The organism is Bacillus thuringiensis (assembly GCF_022095615.2).
GTDB classification, from domain to species: domain Bacteria; phylum Bacillota; class Bacilli; order Bacillales; family Bacillaceae_G; genus Bacillus_A; species Bacillus_A cereus_AG.
Genome location: NZ_CP155559.1, coordinates 3,889,034 through 3,906,096, shown reverse-complemented (window position 1 = coordinate 3,906,096; position 17,063 = coordinate 3,889,034). Strand labels below are relative to the sequence as shown.

Here is a 17,063-nt window from a genome sequence, read left to right as displayed (position 1 = left end):
TATCATTGTAACAAAAAAGACATGTTATAAAAATAGAATTGTTTCATGGGAACTTTAATATTTGTAGGCCAACACTTTTTTTGTAAATGAATCGGCAATAATCGTATAGCCTTTATCATTTGGGTGTACTTGGTCAAAGAGTAATTCTTTTTTATCATTCGATATTAATTTACGAATGGGTAAAACGATAGATGGCTGATTCGCTTTTGAAATGGAATAAACGGATTCATTCCAGCCATCTAAAAACATATCTGCATAACTGGCGATGGAGTCATCGAGTTGTAATGGGTTATAGAGCTCTGAGAGAATGAGTAAAGCGTCCGGGTTTTGATCGCGAACTGTCTTTACAATAGTTTTTATATCCGCTTCAAAATGAGCTTTTTCTTTATTTAACATTTTAATACCGTCTATAACACCGACATCACGATTTAAGCGAAATAAATTATTTCCTCCAATATTAATCGTAATGATATTTGCTGCTCTAATTTTTTGTTGAACATCTTCTGATTGAACTTTTTTAGCGAGACGATCTGTTGTAAGACCGTTTATCCCGAGATTTTCTACGGTAATTGGTTTATGAATTTGTGCTTCTATTTGTCTAGAAGCTAATTCAGCAAATCCCCCTTGTGTCGATCCATATCCTTTGGCGAGTGAATCACCTAGTACGAGATGATAAAAGGAATCACTTGGTTGCTTATCAATCCAACTTGGAGTAGATGTTTTTTCTGTTTTTTCTTCGGGTTCATTTTGTTTTGTCTCATCGTTCTTTTCAAAATAAGAATAAGAAATGATTAGAAGGAGGAGACAAACAATTGTTAAGATGACTTTTTTCATAAATTAATCCTCCTTGTAATTGGTAATTGTATCATATTCAGCAGTATTAACAATGTAAGGGCATAATATATATTTATGAAAAATCCACAATAACTTTACAGAAAATTTGTAGAAGTATGTCAAAAAATATTGACGATATGAAAGTACATTATATATGATAATGTCAGATAAGGTGAAATTTTAATGAGTAGGGCTTTATTTTCTGCTAATTAAAGTTTCAACAATCAAGCGTTTAAGGGGACTACTCATTAGCGCAGGATGAAATGGAAATCTTGTCTCTAATAGAAGAAAAAAAGGTATGTGGTTAGAGACAAATAGAGATTCTTTTCATTATTTTGGGTAATTGTATAAGGGGGATTTTTTGTGAAAAAGTCAAAAAAAATGCTAGCTGGAGCAACTCTTGCTATTGGTGTAATAGCACCACAAGTGTTGCCAACAACAGCTCATGCGGATGAGAACAATGGGGAGAGTACGGTTAACTTACGAATTCTAGAAACATCAGATATTCACGTTAACTTAATGAATTACGATTATTATCAAACGAAAACAGATAATAAAGTAGGTCTCGTGCAAACTGCAACACTTGTTAATAAAGCACGTGAAGAAGCGAAGAACTCTGTCCTATTTGATGATGGGGATGCATTACAAGGGACACCGCTTGGAGATTATGTAGCGAATAAAATAAATGATCCGAAGAAGCCTGTGGATCCTAGTTATACACATCCATTATATCGTTTAATGAATTTAATGAAGTATGACGTCATCTCTCTTGGGAATCATGAATTTAACTATGGTTTAGACTATTTAAACAAAGTAATTAGTAAAACAGAGTTCCCGGTTATTAACTCGAACGTCTATAAAGATGATAAAGATAATAATAAAGAGAACGACCAAAACTACTTTAAACCATATCATGTTTTTGAAAAAGAAGTAGAAGATGAATCAGGTCAAAAACAAAAAGTGAAAATTGGCGTAATGGGATTTGTTCCACCTCAAGTTATGAACTGGGATAAAGCGAATTTAGAAGGAAAAGTGAAAGCAAAAGATATAGTTGAAACGGCGAAGAAAATGGTGCCAAAAATGAAAGCAGAAGGTGCAGATGTCATCGTTGCACTAGCGCACTCCGGTGTTGATAAGAGTGGATACAACGTTGGCATGGAAAACGCGTCGTATTATTTAACAGAGGTTCCTGGTGTAGATGCAGTATTAATGGGACATTCACATACTGAAGTGAAGGATGTATTTAATGGAGTTCCAGTTGTAATGCCTGGTGTCTTTGGAAGTAACTTAGGTATTATTGATATGCAGTTGAAAAAGGTAAACGGAAAATGGGAAATACAAAAAGAGCAATCGAAGCCGCAACTTCGTCCGATCGCTGATAGTAAAGGGAATCCATTAGTACAATCCGATCAAAAATTAGTTAATGAAATTAAAGATGATCATCAAGCGACAATTGATTATGTGAATACAGCTGTAGGAAAAACGACAGCGCCAATTAATAGTTATTTCTCATTAGTACAAGATGATCCTTCTGTACAACTTGTGACAAATGCACAAAAATGGTATGTAGAAAAGTTGTTTGCTGAAAATGGACAGTATAGCAAATATAAAGGAATTCCAGTTTTATCTGCGGGCGCACCATTTAAAGCGGGGGGCCGAAACGGTGCTACATATTATACGGATATTCCAGCTGGAACGTTAGCAATTAAAAACGTGGCAGATTTATATGTATATCCAAATACGTTATATGCTGTAAAAGTAAATGGGGCACAAGTGAAAGAATGGCTTGAAATGTCTGCAGGTCAGTTTAATCAAATCGATCCACAGAAAACGGAAGAACAGCCGTTAGTAAATATAGGCTATCCTACATATAACTTTGATATTTTAGATGGCTTAAAATACGAAATTGATGTAACACAACCGGCGAAATACGATAAAGATGGAAAAGTTGTAAATGCAAATACGAATCGTATTATAAATATGACGTATGAAGGGAAGCAAGTAGCTGATAATCAAGAGTTCATCGTCGCTACAAATAACTATCGTGGAAGTAGCCAAACGTTCCCGGGTGTAAGTAAAGGGGAAGTTGTATATCAATCACAAGATGAAACACGTCAAATCATTGTGAAGTATATGCAAGAAACACCAGTTATTGATCCAGCAGCAGATAAAAATTGGACGTTTAAACCGATTGTTGCAGATAAATTAAATACAACATTCGATTCTTCACCAAATGCACAAAAGTATATAAAGAAAGATGGGAAAATATCATATGTTGGACCATCGGAAAATGAATTTGCTAAATATGCAATTGATATAACGAAGAAGAACGAGGGTGATAAGGAAACGGGTGGAGAGAATCCAACAACACCACCAACAGGTGAAGGAAATAATGGAGGAAATCCAACGACACCACCAACAGGTGAAGGAAACAATGGAGGAAATCCAACGACACCGCCAACAGATGAAGGAAACAATGGAGGAAATCCAACGACACCACCAACAGATGAAGGTAATAATGCAGGATCTGGACAAACTACAACGGATAATCAAAACGCAAAAGAAACGACAACTGTAACTGAAAATAAAGAAGAACGTGATTTACCGAAAACAGGTACAAGTGTTGTTTCTACAATTGGAGCAGGTTTGGCGTTTGTTGGAGCGGGGTTCCTTCTGTTATTTAGAAGAAAGAAAGCAAATAGATAGTCGAGAAATATAAAAAGGATTACCGATTCAGGTAATCCTTTTTAGTATATTATGAAATTGTTACTGCTTTTTCTTTCTTCCATGAAAGGCCAAATCCAGTGAAACCAACAATAATTGTTAAGATTGGGCAAGCTAAACAGAAAATTGCGAATGGAAGGTAATCAAATGTCGGGACGCCAAGGACGTTTGATAAGAATACACCACTTACTCCCCATGGTACGAGCGGGTTAATAACTGTACCTGCATCTTCTAATACGCGTGATAAATTACGACGTTCCAAACCGACTTCATCGTATTTATTAGCAAATGCTTGTCCTGTTAAAACGATGGATAAGTATTGCTCACCAAGTAAGAAGTTTACACCAATTGCCGTTGACGCAGTAGAAATAATTAAGCGTGTGCTATTTTTTACAAAGCTAGAGATGATGTTCATCAGCTGCGTGATAATACCCATTCCTTGTAATAAACCTCCCATACAAAGAGCTAGGAAAATAAGGGCAATCGACATCATCATACTTTGTAGACCACCGCGAGATAGTAAGCTATCAATGTCTTTTATACCAGTTTTAGAAACGTAACCGTCTTGCATAATTTTCATTAAATCAGCTAAAGACGTGCTAGGTTTAAAAATAAAGAGAATAATAATTCCTACCACAATTCCTGCAAGCAATGTTGGAACTGCTGGAACTTTTTTAAATGCAAATAGGAACAGTAATAAAATTGGAATAAGTGTTACGATAGAAATCGTTGTATTTTTTTCTAATGTGCTAATAAAGTTTGTGAAGTCAACGTCTCCACTAGTACCGCCTCCTAAAATGAAAAATGCGATAAAAGCAATAATGAAGGCTGGAACTGTTGTCCAAAGCATGTTACGAATATGCTCAAATAAATCTACACCTGTTACAGCAGGAGCTAAGTTTGTCGTATCAGATAAAGGAGACATTTTATCTCCAAAGAATGCACCAGAAATAATTGCACCAGCGATTAGAGCCGGATCGTATCCGAGAGCACTACCCATGCCCATAAAGGCAAGTCCTACAGTTGCGGCAGTTGTAAAGGCACTACCGATACTTGTTCCAACAATTGCACAAACAACAAAAACAGTTGGAACGAAAATTTTTGGAGATACAAGCTGGAAGCCGTATACCATTAAAGTTGGAATTGTTCCAGCAGCAATCCAAACACTAATTAATACGCCTACAAGCAAGAAAATAAAAATAGATGGAATACCAGCTGAAATACTACTGATCATCCCTTTTTCCATAGTAGACCAAGAGATTTTTTTCATAAATCCAAATGCTAATAAAAGGACGATACCAAATAAAATTGGGATGTGTGGTGAAACTTCTAATTGAATAACACTAAAGCCAATACAGAAAAAGATAAATAATGTTAAAAGAACAGATTCGATTTTTGAAACCATTGTTTTCCCCTCCTAAATAATTTAAAATAGCTCTTTTTTATATAAAATTCGCCAATATTGTTTATTTCCTTCTAAAATTTAGAATTTTGTGACAAATTACCGGTAATTGTTGGTCTTTCAATATGATACGGAAATGATTGGATAAAAAAACGTCCCTGCATATAATTATGCAGGGACGAAGAAATCGCGGTACCACCCTAGCTTGTGAAAGGAATGTATCACAAAATAAAGGGTCGTATGATATGCGCTAATAAAATAAAAACGCCCCTGCAATATATGCAGGGACGAAAAAATCGCGGTACCACCCTAAATTGTGAAACAGTGTCGTTTCACCACTCTTTAGATATAACGGTCTATAACCGTCTTTCACTACTCCTTACGTTTCGCAAAAGAAGCTCCAGGGGGTAATTCATAATTCGCTCTGTACTGGTTCGCACCGACCACCAGCTCTCTGAAATCAGAAATCGAAATACTACTAAATCCTATCAATGCCGATTCATATGATGTTAGTTAAATTTTTATCACATTTTCATCTTATATGTCAATAAAAATATTCAATATTTTTTTAGGGAAATAAAGGTTAAATGTTTTTAATGTTCTAAATTTGTACGTTATAATGAATTTGAAAGGGGAGGAAAGAGTGAAGAAAAAAATAATTCTTTTTACCACCTTACTAGTCATTGGCGGAAGTGCTGGAATTTACACAGCTTTTGCAGCTGAATCCGAGCAGGCGAAACAAAAGCAAATACAGCAGTCAGAAGTGAAGAAAGTGAAAGAAGCTGAAGAGAAGAAGTCGATGGAAAAAGCAGCTGAGAAACTAGGAGTTTCTATTGAAGGGAAAACGAAAGAAGAGGTTACGAAAGAAGTAAATACCGCAAGATTTGAGAAGCGCCATGATCTATTAATTGAACATGCGAAACAACTTGGAATTGATACAGAAGGAAAAAAAGATGAAGAGATTATTTTAGAAATCGGAAAAATACAACATGGAAAGTAGAACAACTTATCGTATGATAAGTTGTTCTTTTTTAAGAACTATTTGATTTAAAAATAATTGACAGTCATTTAGATTTAATGTTAACTATATTTATAAACTAGTTAACATTAGGGGTGACAATTGTGACTTTTAGTAGAAATACGACTGAAAAACCGTCTTATACATATGAAGAGTTATTGGAAAAAAATAAAGCCTATGTATGGCATCCATTTACACAAATGAAGGATTATTTAGAAGAAGATCCTGTCATTATTGAACGCGGAGAGGGAAGAAAGTTATACGATGTAAATGGAAATGAATATTGGGATGGTGTTTCGTCTATTTGGTTAAATGTTCATGGGCATCAAGTACCAGAATTAGATGAGGCAATTGGTGAGCAATTAAATAAAATTGCCCATTCTACTATGCTAGGGCTTGCTAACGTTCCATCTATTTTATTAGCAGAAAAAATAATTGAAGTTGTACCAGAAGGTTTGAAGAAAGTATTCTATTCAGATTCTGGTTCTAGCGCCGTTGAAATTGCAATTAAGATGGCCTTTCAATATTGGCAGCATAAGGGAAAACCGAAGAAACAAAGATTTGTTACATTAAAAGAAGCGTATCATGGTGATACAATTGGAGCTGTTTCAGTAGGAGCAATAGACTTGTTTCACCAAGTGTATAGTTCACTTTTATTTGAAGCAATTAAAATGCCTTATCCATATACATATCGTTCTCCTTATGGAAATAATAAGGAGGAAATTGTAAAAAAACATTTAGAAGAAATGGAAGAGCTGCTGAAAGACAAACATGAAGAAATTGCGGCGATTATTGTAGAACCTTTAATGCAAGGTGCTGGCGGTATGATTACAATGCCAAAAGGATACTTAAGAGGGCTACGTAATTTATGTACAAAATATAACGTTTTATTTATTACAGATGAGGTAGCGACTGGATTTGGGCGTACCGGAAAAATGTTTGCATGTGAACATGAAAATGTAACGCCGGACATTTTAACAGCCGGAAAAGGTTTAACAGGTGGATATTTACCCGTTGCAATCACCGTAACGACAGATGAAATTTATAATGCCTTTTTAGGCGACTATAAAGAACAAAAAACGTTTTTCCACGGTCATAGTTATACAGGGAATCCGTTAGGGTGTGCGGTAGCCATCGCGAATCTAGAGCTATACGAGAAAACAAATTTAATAGAAGAAGTGGCACGTAAAACAGAATATGTGGCGACGCAATTAGAATCGCTCTTTGCATATAAACATGTAGGGGATATTCGTCAGTGCGGGTTAATGGTTGGAATTGAACTTGTGAAGAATAAGGAAACGAAAGAAGCGTTTGAATGGACAGAGAGAGTCGGTGTTCAAGTATGTAAACGCTCAAGAGAGCTAGGCATGATCTTGCGACCGCTCGGTAATACGATTGTATTTATGCCTCCTCTTGCTTCTACAATGGATGAGATTGATGATATGTTACGTATTTTGTATAAAGCAATCTCGGATGTTACGGAGGGAGAATAATGAACGGTTTTTTTGTAACAGCAACGGATACTGAAGTGGGGAAAACTGTAGTTGCCGGTGCATTAGCGGGTGTATTTAGAGAATTGGGATATAACATAGGGGTATATAAACCGTTGCAAAGTGGACATGTTGCATCAAATCCAGAGGGAGATGCAGCAAGGTTAAAAGCATTATCGGGTGTACCGACAAAAGAAGATGAAATTTGTCCTTATTCTATTGAAGAGCCTCTTGCTCCGAGGCTTGCCATGAAAAGAGCTGGAAGAGTAGTACATGTAAAGGACATTATGGGTCACTATAATGAACAATTGAAAGAGTTTAATAGCCTATTTGTAGAAGGAGCAGGTGGACTGGCTGTTCCATATACAGAAGACGCTTTAGTAATTGATTTCGCAAAAGAATTACAGCTTCCTCTTATTATAGTCGCACGCCCTACATTAGGAACTGTAAATCATACAGTTTTAACGATTGCTTATGCGAAGGCACATGGCTTAACAGTAGCAGGTGTAATTTTATCCGGCTGCAAAGAATGTGAAATGGAAAGAGTACAAGAAAATAAAGAAATGATTGAAGAGTTAAGTGGGGTACCGGTTTTAGGTTTATTACCATTCTTTGAAGGTGAGTTTACAAAAGAAGAAGTCTTGGAATCTGCAAAAGAGTATATAATGATTTCAAAATTAGAGGAGTTCATCCGAAATGAATCAAACGTGGCGCACACATCTTCAATCTAAATTGCAACAATTAAATGAACAAGGGCAGTATCGCAATTTGTATGTCACAGAACAAGCTGAAGAGACATGGCTTATTCGAGATGAAAAAAGGATGCTAAATTTAGCTTCAAATAATTATCTAGGGTTAGCTGGAGATGAGAGATTAAAAGAAGCTGCTATAGCATGCACAAGAAAATATGGAACTGGGGCGACAGCATCGAGGCTCGTTGTAGGAAATTATTCACTGTATGAAGAGACTGAGAGAAGTATATGCGATTGGAAAGGCACCGAAAAAGCCTTAGTTGTAAATAGTGGATATACGGCAAATGTTGGAGTGATTTCTTCATTAGCCTGTCGTCACGATATTGTGTTTAGTGACAAATTAAATCATGCAAGCATCGTTGATGGAATTATATTAAGCGGAGCAGAGCATAAAAGATATCGGCATAATGATTTGGAGCATTTAGAGAAGCTGTTGAAAACAGCATCTCCTGAAAAGCGGAAATTAATTGTAACTGATACTGTTTTTAGTATGGATGGTGATACTGCGTATTTGAGGGAGTTAGTGCAACTAAAAGAGAAATACGGGGCAATCATTATAGTTGATGAAGCGCATGCGAGTGGAATATATGGAATCGGCGGAGCTGGATTATCTCATATAGAAAAAAATCTTGCTCAAAAAATTGATATACATATGGGGACGTTTAGCAAGGCTTTAGGGTGTTATGGTGCGTATTTGACAGGTGATGCAATTTATATTGAGTATTTACAAAATATGATGAGAAGCTTTATTTTTACTACTGCTTTACCACCAGGGACTTTAGGAGCGGTACAAAAAGCAATTGAGATTGTGAAAGAAGATAATGAAAGAAGAGAGAGACTTATAGAGAATGGAGCTTATTTCAGAAACCATTTACGAGAAGCTGGTTTTGATATTGGGAATAGCTCAACTCATATTGTACCGATTGTGGTCGGTTCAAATGAAACAGCTTTACGGTTTAGTAAAAGGTTACAAGAGGCAGGTATTGCAGCTATTGCAATTCGTCCGCCAACTGTACCGATCAATAGTTCTCGAATTCGCTTTGCAGTTACATCGCAACATACAATAGCTGATTTGAAATGGGCTATTGACCAAATTATCCACATTGCGAAAGAAGAGGAGCTTTTCGTATGAAAGAGCTGAAGATTATTTTTATCCCTGGATGGGGAATGGAAGAAAATATTTGGGATTTAGTACTTCCGCATTTTAAAGAATATCCTGTTCAATGCATTGATTGGCGTAACGTGAAAGAACAAAGTGAATTTGCGGGGCGAATAATAGATGTAGCAAAGGATGAAAATGTAATTTTAGTTGGATGGTCACTAGGAGCGTTAGCGGCAGTTCAAGCTCATAAAAAGATTAAGGCGAAAGGTATCGTATTAATTGGTGGCACTGCTAAATTTACAAATACGAGCGACTATACGAGTGGATGGAATGTTTTGCATGTAGAACGGCTGAAAAAGAATTTAGCGAGAAAGAAAGAAGATACGCTCAAGCGGTTTTATGAAAATATGTTTACGAAAGATGAGCTGAAAGAGAATAAAAGTTTTGCAGACATTGTAAAGCGTTTTAAAGGCGATTCTATTCAGTCTTTGCAATTAGGTTTGGAGTATTTAATAGAAGCAGATATGAGAGAAGAACTGAAAGAAATTAAAGTCCCTATCCTACTTATTCATGGAGAGCAGGATGTAATATGTCCATTGTCTGCAGCGCGTAGTATAGCTGAGAATGAGACTGCCACGCTCAAGGTAGTAAGTGAGGCTGGACACGCATTATGCGTAACGAATTTCGAATATTGCGGAAATGAGATAATTCAATTTGTAGAGGGGATACGACATGATCAACAAAACGTTACTACAAAAACGGTTTAACGTGGCAGCTGTATCCTACGATCAATATGCAAATGTACAAAAAAAGATGGCACATTCATTACTTTCTACATTGAATCGGCGATATAGTGCAAATTCATCGATACGTATTTTAGAACTTGGATGTGGGACAGGATATGTTACAGAGCAATTATCAAACCTATTTCCGAAAGCACATATTACAGCCATTGATTTTGCTGAAAGTATGATTGCGGTTGCGAAAACTAGACAAAATGTGAAAAATGTAATGTTTTACTGTGAGGATATCGAAAGATTACGACTAGAAGAAACATATGATGTCATTATTTCGAATGCCACATTTCAATGGCTAAATGATTTAAAACCAGTGATAAGAAATTTATTTCATCATTTGTCTATAGATGGGATATTACTCTTTTCAACGTTTGGACATGAAACATTTCAAGAATTGCATGCTTCGTTCCAGCGGGCGAAAGAAGAAAAAAATATACAAAATGAAACATCGATTGGACAACGTTTTTATTCGAAAAATCAGTTGCGCCATATATGTGAAATAGAAACAGGAGATGTGCATGTTTCTGAAACATGTTACATAGAGAGGTTTACAGAAGTTAGGGAGTTTCTACACTCTATTCGAAAAGTAGGAGCGACTAATAGTAATGAAGAATCCTATTGTCAAAGTCCCTCACTCTTTCGTGCGATGCTTCGCATATACGAAAGAGACTTCACGGAAAATGAAGGGATAATGGCGACGTATCACGCTTTATTTATGCATATAACAAAAGAGGGGAAGAGATGAAATGAAACAAGTACAAACAAAAAGGGATTGGAAAAAACTTGCATATGACGTAGTAGAAGAGAAAATGATTACGAAAGAGGATGCAATAGCGATATTAGAAGCTGATGAGACAGAAGTTTTAGAAATTATGAATGCAGCTTACATCATTCGCCATCATCACTTTGGTAAGAAAGTGAAATTAAATATGATTATTAATACGAAATCTGGATTATGTCCTGAAGATTGCGGATATTGTTCGCAGTCTATTATTTCAGAGGCACCGATTGATAAATATGCATGGCTAACGCAGGAAAAGATTGTAGAAGGAGCACATGAAGCAATTCGCCGTAAAGCGGGTACATACTGTATTGTAGCATCTGGTCGTCGCCCAACGGATAAAGAGGTGAATCACGTAATTGGAGCAGTGAAGGAGATTCGTGAAACGACAGATTTGAAGATTTGTTGTTGTTTAGGTTTCTTAAACGAAGATCAAGCAGGACGTTTAGCAGAAGCGGGTGTACATCGTTATAACCACAACTTAAATACACATGCAAATAATTACGAAAGTATTTGCTCCACTCATACGTATGATGATCGTGTTGATACAGTTCAAAAAGCGAAACAAGCGGGTATTTCACCGTGCTCTGGGGCGATTTTTGGAATGGGGGAGACAATAGAAGAGCGTGCTGAAATTGCATTTGAATTACAACGTATAGATGCAGATTCAATTCCATGTAATTTCCTTGTTGCTGTAAAGGGTACACCGCTTGAAGGACAAAAAGAATTAACACCGGTAGAATGTTTAAAAGTGCTGGCGATGATGCGTTTTGTAAACCCAACGAAAGAAATTCGTATTTCAGGGGGACGTGAAATCAATTTACGTTCTGTACAGCCAATCGGTTTATTTGCAGCAAACTCTATCTTTGTCGGGGATTATTTAACAACAGCTGGGCAAGAGCCGACTGCGGACTGGGGTATGATTGAAGATTTAGGGTTTGAGATTGAAGAATGTGCATTATAAGATAGATAAAAAGCAAACTTGTAAAAGAGTTTGCTTTTTTTGTAAATAAAATGTAATAAATAGCTGTGAACGCTTGATACTATTGCTTTTCAAGCGGAAAAAAGAATTTTGGTGGACGAATTTTCCAACCCACAATTGTACATAGTAAATATGTAATTTATATTGGGTTGGAGGATTTTACATGCACAAATATATATTAGCGATTATGACTTGTCTAATTTTACTAAAAGCAATAAGTGCTGATCCAGTTAAGGCCGCCGAAAATCCTGAACAAAAAGAGATGCAACAACGAATTGAACAACATTTTCGAACGAAAGCTGAACATTTTGGATTGAAAACAGAAGGGAAAGATTTAAAGGAAGTACGAAAAGAAATTACTATTATAGAAGAAGCGAAGAAAAGAGAGAATGTATGGAGAACAGCACAAACGCTTCATATACAAACAGAAGGAAAAACAATGAATGAATTAATAAAAGACGTACGGAAAAAAATAAAAAAGTAAAAAAATAAAAAAGAGGCCGCAGCCTCTTTTTTTATGCCCATTGTTTTGATAAGTGAGCCATTTCAATCGCAGCAACAGCTGATTCATAGCCTTTATTACCAGCTTTCGTGCCCGCGCGTTCAATCGCTTGCTCGATCGTTTCAGTCGTTAATACACCGAAAATAACTGGAATGTCTGTTTGTAGTGATAAAGATGCAACACCTTTTGCTACTTCATTACAAACGTAATCGTAATGTGTTGTAGCACCACGAATTACAGTACCTAACGTAATTACAGCATCATACTTTCCGCTACTAGCCATCTTTTTAGCGATTAAAGGAATTTCGAATGCGCCAGGAACCCAAGCAACATCGATATCAGTTTCTTCTACACCGTGGCGCTTTAATCCATCTAAAGCTCCGCCTAGTAACTTACTTGTAATAAATTCATTAAAACGTCCAACAACAACCCCAACTTTTAATCCTGTACCAACTAAATGACCTTCGAATACCATAATAAATCTCTCCTTTAATTATAAGTTTAATAAATGTCCTAATTTGTTTACTTTCGTTTGTAAATACGTTTTATTCTCTTCTTTTGTTGGCATTTGCAACGGTACGCGCTCCGTAACTTTTAAATCGTAACCTTGTAAGCCAGCAATTTTTCTTGGATTATTCGTTAATAATCGTAAATGTTGTAAACCTAAATCTTTTAATATTTGAGCGCCGATACCGTAATCACGCAAATCAGCAGGGAACCCAAGTTTTTCGTTTGCTTCTACAGTATCGAACCCTTCTTCTTGTAACTTATAAGCGCGAAGCTTATTAAGAAGGCCGATGCCTCGTCCTTCTTGTCTCATATAGAGAAGAACGCCTTTTCCTTCACGCTCAATTTGAGCAAGTGCAGCATGGAGTTGTGGTCCGCAATCACAACGGCATGAGCCAAATACATCTCCTGTTAAGCACTCTGAATGAACGCGTACAAGTACAGGCTCTCCTGTTGAAATATCACCTTTTACGAGTGCGATATGTTCTTTCGTATCTAATGAATTAGAATAGCCAATTGCATGGAAAGTACCAAAATCTGTAGGTAATGTAATTTCTACTTCTCTCGTCACTAATGTTTGATGGTGGCGGCGATAAGCAATTAAATCTTCTATTGTAATCATTTTTATATCAAATTGTTTTGCACACTGTAGTAAATCAGGTACGCGTGCCATCGTACCGTCCTCATTGATAATCTCGCAAATAACTCCAGCTGGTTCTGCTCCGCAAAGCTGTGCTAAATCGACAGCAGCTTCTGTATGACCAGCGCGGCGGAGGACACCTCCTTCTTTCGCAATTAATGGAAAGATATGTCCAGGGCGATTGAAATCAGCACCTTTTGATGCAGGATTTAACAATTCTTGTATCGTAGTTGCACGTTCGTGAGCGCTAATTCCTGTTGTTGTAGAAACGTGATCAATGCTCACCGTAAATGCAGTATGATGCGAATCTGTATTATGAGCTACCATTGGTTCTAACTGTAGACGTTCTGCGTATTCTTCCGTAATCGGTACACAAACGAGGCCACGCCCATGTGTAATCATAAAATTAATCGTTTCCGGCGTAATATACTCTGCTAAAGCGATAAAATCGCCTTCATTTTCACGGTTTTCATCATCACATACGATAACGACTTTTCCTTGTTTTAAATCTTCTAGAGCTTCTTCAATACGATGAAACATCATGCTTCCCCCTTATAGAAATCCGTTTTCTTGTAAAAAGCTTTCGCTCATTGAACCTGTTCGTTTTACAGGTTTAGAAATAAAGCGTTCGATATATTTACCGATCATGTCACACTCGATGTTTACGATGTCACCGGCACTCTTTTCTCCGATAACAGATTCACTTACTGTGTGCGGGATGAGTGAGATTGTGATGGAAGTTTCGTCTATATCAAATATTGTTAAACTCGTTCCATCAACAGCAACGGATCCTTTATGCAAACAATAGCGCAGCAATTCATCAGAAATAGCTATTTTGTAATAGACGGCATTATAGTGCTGTTTTTTGTTTAATATCGTTCCGATGCCATCAATATGTCCTGAAACGAAATGCCCACCGAATCGTCCGTTTGCAGGCATTGCTCGTTCTAAATTTACTTTAGAGTGCGGTTTAAGCATGCGAAGTGATGTTGATTGCATCGTTTCAGGCATTGCGTCCACTGTGAAGGAAGTTGTTGTGAAACTCGTTACAGTTAAGCAAATACCGTTAACCGAGATACTATCACCTAAGTGAACATCTGATAAAATTTTGTTTGCATGAATCGTTAACTTCATCGCTTCTCCGCTTTGTTGCATGTTTGAAACAGTTCCTAATTCTTCTACAATTCCTGTAAACATTCCGTCACCTCACTGCGGGCATTTGCAACGATTTTTATATCATCGCCAATTTGTTTCATCTCTTGAATTTTCAAGGAAAGTGCATCTTGTAATGCTGTGAAACCATTTCCCCCAAATAAAGTAGGGGCATCTTTCCCACCAATTAATATCGGGCTTATATAAGTTATAATTTCATTGAAATACTTTGCTTGTAAGAAGCTTGCGTGAACGGTTTGACCACCTTCAACGAATAGAGAAAGAATTTGTTTTTCTCCAAGAAAGAAAAGGAGGTCCTCAATTTCAATTTGCTTCGTTTTCATTTGGAATATAGCTATATTTTCAGATTCATAAGAAGCTATTTTTTCTTTATTTACATCTTTCCCGACAAAAATCCATGTCGGTGCTAAACCATCTGTTATGACATGAGAAGATGGTGGCGTTCGTAAATGGGTATCTAAAATAACGCGAATAGGATGTTTACCCCCATTAGGAATTCTAGTTGTTAAATGCGGATTATCAGCTATAACTGTATTCACTCCAATGAGAATCGCATCATGTGTATGGCGGTATTGGTGAACATCAGCTCGTGCTGCTTCACCTGTAATCCACTTACTTTCACCAGTGACAGTTGCTGTTTTTCCATCTAAGCTCATCGCTGTTTTTATTGTTACAAATGGACGTTTCGTTTTCATGTAGTGAAAAAAGAAACGATTTAATAAGGTAGATTCTGCTTCAAGAACACCGGTAGTTACTTCAATGCCAGCTTCTTCTAATTTCCTTTTTCCATTACCAGAAACGAGAGGATTGCAATCAAGAGTAGCAATTACAACCCGTTTGACCCCTTTTTTGATGAGCAATTCACAGCAAGGTGGTGTCTTTCCAAAATGACTACACGGTTCAAGTGTTACATAAACGGTAGCTCCTTTTGCTTTTTCACCAGCCATATGAAGAGCATGAACTTCTGCGTGTTCTTCACCAGCACGTAAATGAGCTCCCATACCGACGATGTTTCCGTCCTTTACAACAACAGCACCAACCATAGGATTTGGACTTGTTTGTCCGGATGTCCCTTCGGCTAGCTGCAGGGCAATCCTCATATATTCTTGATCTGTCATTCTCTTCACCTCTCCTGAAAAAATCAAAAAACCCCAAGGATTTTATATCCTTGGGGTTTGGGAGACGTGATTTCTAGAAATATAGTTCGAATACGAAAGTATAGGAAAGAAACCTAACGATGATTGATATTTTGGCATAAGGAAAAAACCTAGCAAAATATCGAATTTTTCAAGCGCTAGTCGTATCTTTTTATTCCAGTATAGAAACATAAGTATACAAAATAAAACATATATAAAGATTCGAAATGAAACTTTAAAAATATGCATACTGAAATAAAAGTGTATTCGCTATATAAAATTACTAGAAAACATATCCTTCTCCCATCCAGACTATACTGTCGGCCCTAGAGTTTCACTAGATCCACCGTTTTCGAGTTGAAAACGGGTCACGGACTTAGAAGTTTGCACTTCATCACCGCCGGTTGGGAATTTCACCCGACCCCGAAGGATGTTGTTTGCTCAAATTATAGCACAAAAAAAATAAAAGGCTAGAAAAAAATATTCGAATGTGAAGAATTGTGTGAAAATATATGTAGGCTGGAATGGAGACAAAAGTATTAGAAATGTTGTAAGGAGAAGGGATATAACGGAGTTGCTAAAAAGAAAAAACATGCACAAAAAAATGTGCATGTCACATGTGAAATTATTCTGCCTCTGGTGCTCTAACAACAGACTCGAATTTCCCTTTATGCGAAGCATCGCAATAAGGCATATTTTTTGATAAACCACAACGGCATAAAGAAAATGCCGGTTTTGCTGGGAATACATTCCCTTGTGAATCGACTAATTCCACGTCCCCTGTAACGCGAAAAGAGCCATTATCATTTACTTTAATTTGTACTTTTGCCAACGCTATCCCTCCTTCCCAAACGCTTAATTTCATCATATAATCAAGGGAAGTGCTTGACAATATAAAAAGAGCACTTTGTTTGAGAAAGAAGAGAGTGTTATAATGGTTTTCATAACTGACTAGAGTAAGGTGACGAGAGATGGATAAACAATTACATACATTACGAAACATTGCAAATGAGCGCACGTGGGCATCATTTTTGAATGATAATCATCCATATAGTTTGTTACATTGGTCCATTGCAGGTGTAGGGCAAGAGGCGAAGGATGTTTGGTTACTTCAAGATGAAGTAACATTTCAAACGACAGAATTTCCAACGTTAGATGATGCAATGCAATGGATTTCTGAAAACATGGAACAAGTTACAGACGTTTTAGCGCAATAAAAAAAA

At 36.8% G+C, this 17,063-nt stretch carries 17 protein-coding genes, 1 riboswitch and 1 other annotated feature; of the genes, 10 read left to right on the top strand and 7 right to left on the bottom strand.

Annotated elements, in window-relative coordinates; all coding sequences use genetic code 11:
• Positions 1–54: 54 nt before the first annotated feature.
• Positions 55–834: a GDSL-type esterase/lipase family protein gene (locus tag KZZ19_RS20130; protein WP_088097671.1), complete on the bottom strand. Its 780-nt coding sequence runs from the start codon at positions 832–834 to the stop codon at positions 55–57.
• A gap of 363 nt (positions 835–1,197) precedes the next feature.
• On the opposite strand from KZZ19_RS20130, the gene cpdB reads away from it, so the two are divergent.
• Positions 1,198–3,540: a bifunctional 2',3'-cyclic-nucleotide 2'-phosphodiesterase/3'-nucleotidase gene (gene cpdB, locus KZZ19_RS20125; protein ID WP_322349752.1), complete on the top strand. Its 2,343-nt coding sequence runs from the start codon at positions 1,198–1,200 to the stop codon at positions 3,538–3,540.
• A 49-nt stretch (positions 3,541–3,589) separates the two neighbouring features.
• Here cpdB and nhaC read toward each other — a convergent pair whose 3' ends face one another.
• Entirely contained in the window at positions 3,590–4,963 is a 1,374-nt protein-coding gene (nhaC, locus tag KZZ19_RS20120) for a Na+/H+ antiporter NhaC (RefSeq protein WP_088097670.1), read from the bottom strand.
• A 277-nt stretch (positions 4,964–5,240) separates the two neighbouring features.
• Positions 5,241–5,461 (bottom strand) — a binding site (T-box leader).
• 142 nt (positions 5,462–5,603) lie between these two features.
• On the opposite strand from nhaC, the gene KZZ19_RS20115 reads away from it, so the two are divergent.
• From KZZ19_RS20115 to KZZ19_RS20080, 8 genes are all read left to right on the top strand, one after another.
• Entirely contained in the window at positions 5,604–5,960 is a 357-nt protein-coding gene (locus KZZ19_RS20115; protein WP_140392542.1) for a hypothetical protein, read from the top strand.
• A 122-nt stretch (positions 5,961–6,082) separates the two neighbouring features.
• On the top strand, positions 6,083–7,471 hold the full coding sequence (gene bioA / locus KZZ19_RS20110; protein WP_237979441.1) for an adenosylmethionine--8-amino-7-oxononanoate transaminase: 1,389 nt from the start codon (positions 6,083–6,085) through the stop codon (positions 7,469–7,471).
• Positions 7,471–8,199 carry an ATP-dependent dethiobiotin synthetase BioD gene (gene bioD / locus KZZ19_RS20105; protein ID WP_088097666.1) on the top strand — a complete coding sequence of 243 codons (729 nt, stop codon included), beginning with the start codon at positions 7,471–7,473 and terminating at the stop codon, positions 8,197–8,199. The genes bioA and bioD overlap by 1 nt, the downstream gene beginning before the upstream one ends.
• Positions 8,165–9,352, top strand: a complete 1,188-nt coding sequence (gene bioF / locus KZZ19_RS20100; RefSeq protein ID WP_088097665.1) for an 8-amino-7-oxononanoate synthase — start codon at positions 8,165–8,167, stop codon at positions 9,350–9,352. Before bioD ends, bioF begins: the two co-directional genes overlap by 35 nt.
• The gene (locus tag KZZ19_RS20095; RefSeq protein ID WP_098341824.1) at positions 9,349–10,089 is read left to right on the top strand and encodes an alpha/beta fold hydrolase; all 741 of its coding nucleotides are present in this window, start codon (positions 9,349–9,351) and stop codon (positions 10,087–10,089) included. The genes bioF and KZZ19_RS20095 overlap by 4 nt, the downstream gene beginning before the upstream one ends.
• Positions 10,055–10,864, top strand: coding sequence for a malonyl-ACP O-methyltransferase BioC (gene bioC / locus KZZ19_RS20090; protein WP_088097663.1), 810 nt, complete (start codon positions 10,055–10,057; stop codon positions 10,862–10,864). The genes KZZ19_RS20095 and bioC overlap by 35 nt, the downstream gene beginning before the upstream one ends.
• 1 nt (position 10,865) lies before the next feature.
• On the top strand, positions 10,866–11,864 hold the full coding sequence (gene bioB / locus KZZ19_RS20085) for a biotin synthase (protein WP_000815865.1): 999 nt from the start codon (positions 10,866–10,868) through the stop codon (positions 11,862–11,864).
• 181 nt (positions 11,865–12,045) lie between these two features.
• On the top strand, positions 12,046–12,366 hold the full coding sequence (locus KZZ19_RS20080) for a hypothetical protein (protein WP_088097662.1): 321 nt from the start codon (positions 12,046–12,048) through the stop codon (positions 12,364–12,366).
• 31 nt (positions 12,367–12,397) lie between these two features.
• Here KZZ19_RS20080 and ribH read toward each other — a convergent pair whose 3' ends face one another.
• The 5 genes from ribH to KZZ19_RS20055 all read right to left on the bottom strand — a co-directional run bounded on the left by ribH (position 12,398) and on the right by KZZ19_RS20055 (position 16,672).
• The gene (gene ribH, locus KZZ19_RS20075) at positions 12,398–12,859 is read right to left on the bottom strand and encodes a 6,7-dimethyl-8-ribityllumazine synthase (protein ID WP_000230901.1); all 462 of its coding nucleotides are present in this window, start codon (positions 12,857–12,859) and stop codon (positions 12,398–12,400) included.
• A gap of 18 nt (positions 12,860–12,877) precedes the next feature.
• Entirely contained in the window at positions 12,878–14,071 is a 1,194-nt protein-coding gene (gene ribBA, locus KZZ19_RS20070) for a bifunctional 3,4-dihydroxy-2-butanone 4-phosphate synthase/GTP cyclohydrolase II (RefSeq protein WP_088097661.1), read from the bottom strand.
• Between the two features lie 12 nt (positions 14,072–14,083).
• Positions 14,084–14,728: a riboflavin synthase gene (ribE, locus tag KZZ19_RS20065; protein ID WP_088097660.1), complete on the bottom strand. Its 645-nt coding sequence runs from the start codon at positions 14,726–14,728 to the stop codon at positions 14,084–14,086.
• The gene (ribD, locus tag KZZ19_RS20060) at positions 14,710–15,822 is read right to left on the bottom strand and encodes a bifunctional diaminohydroxyphosphoribosylaminopyrimidine deaminase/5-amino-6-(5-phosphoribosylamino)uracil reductase RibD (RefSeq protein ID WP_237979440.1); all 1,113 of its coding nucleotides are present in this window, start codon (positions 15,820–15,822) and stop codon (positions 14,710–14,712) included. The genes ribE and ribD overlap by 19 nt, the downstream gene beginning before the upstream one ends.
• Positions 15,823–16,131: 309 nt before the next feature.
• Positions 16,132–16,275: riboswitch (FMN riboswitch) on the bottom strand.
• Positions 16,276–16,465: 190 nt separating this feature from the next.
• Positions 16,466–16,672, bottom strand: coding sequence for a CDGSH iron-sulfur domain-containing protein (locus KZZ19_RS20055; protein ID WP_001151582.1), 207 nt, complete (start codon positions 16,670–16,672; stop codon positions 16,466–16,468).
• A gap of 139 nt (positions 16,673–16,811) precedes the next feature.
• On the opposite strand from KZZ19_RS20055, the gene KZZ19_RS20050 reads away from it, so the two are divergent.
• On the top strand, positions 16,812–17,057 hold the full coding sequence (locus KZZ19_RS20050; RefSeq protein WP_000360793.1) for a DUF2552 family protein: 246 nt from the start codon (positions 16,812–16,814) through the stop codon (positions 17,055–17,057).
• Positions 17,058–17,063: the final 6 nt, after the last annotated feature.

Excerpts from the sequence above, each read along its gene's own strand:
- KZZ19_RS20050 (WP_000360793.1), top strand. The coding sequence starts at position 16,812 with ATGGATAAACAATTACATACATTACGAAACATTGCAAATGAGCGCACG.
- bioC (WP_088097663.1), top strand. The coding sequence starts at position 10,055 with ATGATCAACAAAACGTTACTACAAAAACGGTTTAACGTGGCAGCTGTA.
- KZZ19_RS20130 (WP_088097671.1), bottom strand. The coding sequence starts at position 834 with ATGAAAAAAGTCATCTTAACAATTGTTTGTCTCCTCCTTCTAATCATT.
- nhaC (WP_088097670.1), bottom strand. The coding sequence starts at position 4,963 with ATGGTTTCAAAAATCGAATCTGTTCTTTTAACATTATTTATCTTTTTC.
- bioB (WP_000815865.1), top strand. The coding sequence starts at position 10,866 with ATGAAACAAGTACAAACAAAAAGGGATTGGAAAAAACTTGCATATGAC.
- KZZ19_RS20080 (WP_088097662.1), top strand. The coding sequence starts at position 12,046 with ATGCACAAATATATATTAGCGATTATGACTTGTCTAATTTTACTAAAA.
- ribE (WP_088097660.1), bottom strand. The coding sequence starts at position 14,728 with ATGTTTACAGGAATTGTAGAAGAATTAGGAACTGTTTCAAACATGCAA.
- bioF (WP_088097665.1), top strand. The coding sequence starts at position 8,165 with ATGAATCAAACGTGGCGCACACATCTTCAATCTAAATTGCAACAATTA.
- ribH (WP_000230901.1), bottom strand. The coding sequence starts at position 12,859 with ATGGTATTCGAAGGTCATTTAGTTGGTACAGGATTAAAAGTTGGGGTT.
- bioD (WP_088097666.1), top strand. The coding sequence starts at position 7,471 with ATGAACGGTTTTTTTGTAACAGCAACGGATACTGAAGTGGGGAAAACT.
- KZZ19_RS20095 (WP_098341824.1), top strand. The coding sequence starts at position 9,349 with ATGAAAGAGCTGAAGATTATTTTTATCCCTGGATGGGGAATGGAAGAA.
- ribD (WP_237979440.1), bottom strand. The coding sequence starts at position 15,822 with ATGACAGATCAAGAATATATGAGGATTGCCCTGCAGCTAGCCGAAGGG.
- ribBA (WP_088097661.1), bottom strand. The coding sequence starts at position 14,071 with ATGTTTCATCGTATTGAAGAAGCTCTAGAAGATTTAAAACAAGGAAAA.